The sequence below is a fragment of the Aeriscardovia aeriphila genome (assembly GCF_002259595.1).
Lineage (GTDB): Bacteria > Actinomycetota > Actinomycetes > Actinomycetales > Bifidobacteriaceae > Aeriscardovia > Aeriscardovia aeriphila.
Window position 1 is genome coordinate 1 of the sequence record NZ_MWWU01000006.1, and the last position, 3321, is coordinate 3321.

Genomic DNA, 3321 nt, shown 5'->3' on the forward strand with positions numbered 1-3321 from the left:
CGGGATGGTTTGGCACCTCGATGTCGGCTCGTCGCATCCTGGGGCTGGAGCAGGTCCCAAGGGTTCGGCCGTTCGCCGATTAAAGCGGCACGCGAGCTGGGTTTAGAACGTCGTGAGACAGTTTGGTCTCTATCCTCTGCGCGCGTTGGAGCCTTGAGGAGGCCTGCCCCTAGTACGAGAGGACCGGGGTGGACGGATCTCTGGTGTGCCGGTCGTCCTGCCAAGGGCGCTGCCGGTTGGCTAAGTCCGGATACGATAACCGCTGAAAGCATCTAAGCGGGAAGCGTTCTCCAAGATGAGGGTTCCGTGAACTTCAATGTTCGGGAAGCGGCATAGAGATGATGTGCTTGATAGGCGGGATGTGGAAGCCCTGTGAGGGGTGGAGCTGACCCGTACTAACCGCTGAAGGGCAATACAACTCTTTTCTGTCAGTCTGCAAAACGTTGGGATGACATGGGAATGAACGTTCACCTGTATCCATGTATCGAACCTGTAGCGTAGTCGTGTCCACTGTCCGGTTTTCTTACAGTCAACCTGTAAGATGAGGAAAAATTTCTGATAGGTGAATATGATTTTGCGGTGGTCATAGCCCCGGGGAGACGCCCAGCCTCCATTCCGAACCTGGAAGCTAAGCCCGGGCACGGCGATGGTACTGCACTCGAGAGGGTGTGGGAGAGTAGCACGCTGCCGCATTAAACTTTATTGAGGGGAGTTGAGAGCCTGCCAGGGTTGGTAGGGTTGTCTCACTCCCCTCTTTTTCATATCCACACCATTAACAAAAAGAAAACAAGACATTATGCAACAGTGCGGTTGCACACGCAGACTCATCAACAAACTGTCAACAGCGTGAATTGCATTCTAACTGACAAATTGTAAACAGTGATGATCCTCGTTACAACCGGCAGCGATGATCCTCTTCACATCCTCAAGGCTCGAATATGCCTAGAATAGGGGGCGGACCTATCAGAATTAGGGTTTATGAGGAGAGTACAGATGAGGCGTTTCACGGATATGCTCTGTGCAGCTACGGTGAGCTTGATTCCTCTTCTCGCACCTACTCTGAGCTCAACTCTTGCACTTCCCACTATCCCTGGAGTCTCTGTGCGTCAGGCTTATGCGGAAACTACGCGCGAGGGGTACTCCGACCCGAAGAGCACCGATAATACCGACAACTCTGATAGCTTCGCGAATAATTCGAAGAAGAATGCCGAGAAAGAGAAGAATAACCAAACTGATAATCTTGAGGGAAATGACAAGAGGGGTGAGGAAGCGGAGCCGCAGCCTGAACCGGTAAACATCACCGATCCAACGCTCAGGAGCCTAGTGCGCGACCAACTGATGCTGCAACCAGAGGACGAGCTCAACAGCGACGACATGCTGCGCCTCACTAACCTTGTTATCCCAGCGAATACGAGCGTCAGTTCCCTCGACGGCCTGCAGGGCGCGAAAAACCTGAGCCGCGTTGACATCCAGACCTCGAGTATCGATAGTCTCAACCCTTTGGCGCAATGCCGCCAGCTGCGCGAGATTAACCTGACCAGCGATGCCGATCAGGTTGATATTTCTGCTCTCGCGAATATGAAAAACCTCGAATCGGTGAATCTCAGTGGAGTGCATGCGAGCGATTATCAAGCGTTTCAGTCCACGAAAAACCTCACATATTTGTCGATTTCTCGCGTCAACCTTCAGCCGCAAATCCGCATGCTGGCCGGCGCTCTCAAGTCGCTCGACCACCTGCAAGAGCTGCATTTGAATAATTGCGATCTGGTGGATATTGCGGGGCTGGCTCGCGATGTGCGCGCCGATATTGTCGACCTGCAAAACAACAGAATTTCTGACGCTCAGGCACTCGGTGAGCTCAAGAACCCGCGGGAACTCTGGCTTTCCGGTAACCGTTTGACCACCGTTGCGCCGCTGGCCAAGCTCACGATTTTGCGCCGCCTATACCTGATGGGCATGCCCAAAATTAGCGATATCGATAGTCTCGGCCCGCTTTCGCTAGATTGTCAGATCAGTGTTGACACCTCGTTAACAGACAAACTGGAGGAGGCGCACAAGATCGCTCAGCAGAAAGCCAAAGAGCAGGCTCTCAAGGATGCGAAGAAGAAGCTCACTCCCGCACAGATCGAAAAGCGAAAGAGGCAGCGCGCTCTAGCCGCGGAAAAAGCTCGCATGGAGAGCATCCAAGGCCAGTTGGATAGCGCAGGATTATCAGTAGCAGTGACAATGGCCACGGTCATCATCGTCACCTCTGTTGCTGTTCTCGTGGTATCGGGCGTGCGCGTGCGCAAGAACGAGAAGAGAATGCGCTGAGGGGCCAATCTGTTGGTGACAGCCGTACCGACACGCTGTTTTTACCTGTTCGAAACCCAGATCTGATGAAATAGAGGCATATACGTGCAAAATTCGACACGCCGTGTTTGGGTTGTGTTTGTTGGGTTTTGTGGTGGTGGGGTTGTGGTGGTTGGTGTGGGTGGTGTAGGTTTACTTCTTGCTGCCTGCGGGGCTGGTTGCTGGTTGTTTGTGACTGGTGGTTGGTTTTGTTGGGCTGGTGGTTTGAGAACTCGAGAGCGTTGATTGTGCTACTTTAGTAGTCTTTTTGAATGCCAGTTAAGGATTGATGCTTCCGCATGAGTTTGTTTTGTGTGGTTGTGTTTTTTCTTTTTTGTTTGTGCGTTCCATGATTCTGATCTTTTTGGTTGGGGTTGTGGTCCGTCTTTTTTGTGCTGGAATTTGTTTCTGGCTTTTCATGATTTTTTTGTGGAGAGTTCGATTCTGGCTCAGGACGAGCGCTGGCGGCGTGCTTAACACATGCAAGTCGAACGGGATCCTGATAGCTTGCTATTGGGTGAGAGTGGCGAACGGGTGAGTAATGCGTGACCGACCTGCCCTGTACACGGGAATAGCTCCTGGAAACGGGTGGTAATGCCCGATGCTCCATCATGCTGCATGGTGTGGTGGGAAAGCTTCGGCGGTATGGGATGGGGTCGCGTCCTATCAGCTTGTTGGTGGGGTAATGGCCTACCAAGGCTTCGACGGGTAGCCGGCCTGAGAGGGCGACCGGCCACATTGGGACTGAGATACGGCCCAGACTCCTACGGGAGGCAGCAGTGGGGAATATTGCGCAATGGGGGGAACCCTGACGCAGCGACGCCGCGTGCGGGATGGAGGCCTTCGGGTTGTGAACCGCTTTTGGTAAGGAGCAAGCGAGAGTGAGTGTACTTATCGAATAAGGACCGGCTAACTACGTGCCAGCAGCCGCGGTAATACGTAGGGTCCAAGCGCTGTCCGGAATTATTGGGCGTAAAGGGCTCGTAGGCG

At 53.3% G+C, this 3321-nt stretch carries 1 protein-coding gene and 3 rRNA genes; all 4 read left to right on the forward strand.

Annotation, left to right across the window (positions count from 1 at the left end):
- A 23S ribosomal RNA gene (locus AEAE_RS06585) occupies positions 1 to 419 on the forward strand; the annotation flags it as partial.
- 156 nt (positions 420 to 575) lie between these two features.
- Positions 576 to 693 (forward strand): 5S ribosomal RNA (gene rrf / locus AEAE_RS06590).
- A 300-nt stretch (positions 694 to 993) separates the two neighbouring features.
- Positions 994 to 2313, forward strand: coding sequence for a leucine-rich repeat domain-containing protein (locus AEAE_RS06595; RefSeq protein ID WP_094690366.1), 1320 nt, complete (start codon positions 994 to 996; stop codon positions 2311 to 2313).
- A gap of 444 nt (positions 2314 to 2757) precedes the next feature.
- Positions 2758 to 3321: ribosomal RNA gene (locus AEAE_RS06600) — 16S ribosomal RNA — on the forward strand; the annotation flags it as partial.

Coding starts and splice junctions, on each gene's coding strand:
- AEAE_RS06595 (WP_094690366.1), top strand. CDS start 994: ATGAGGCGTTTCACGGATATGCTCTGTGCAGCTACGGTGAGCTTGATT.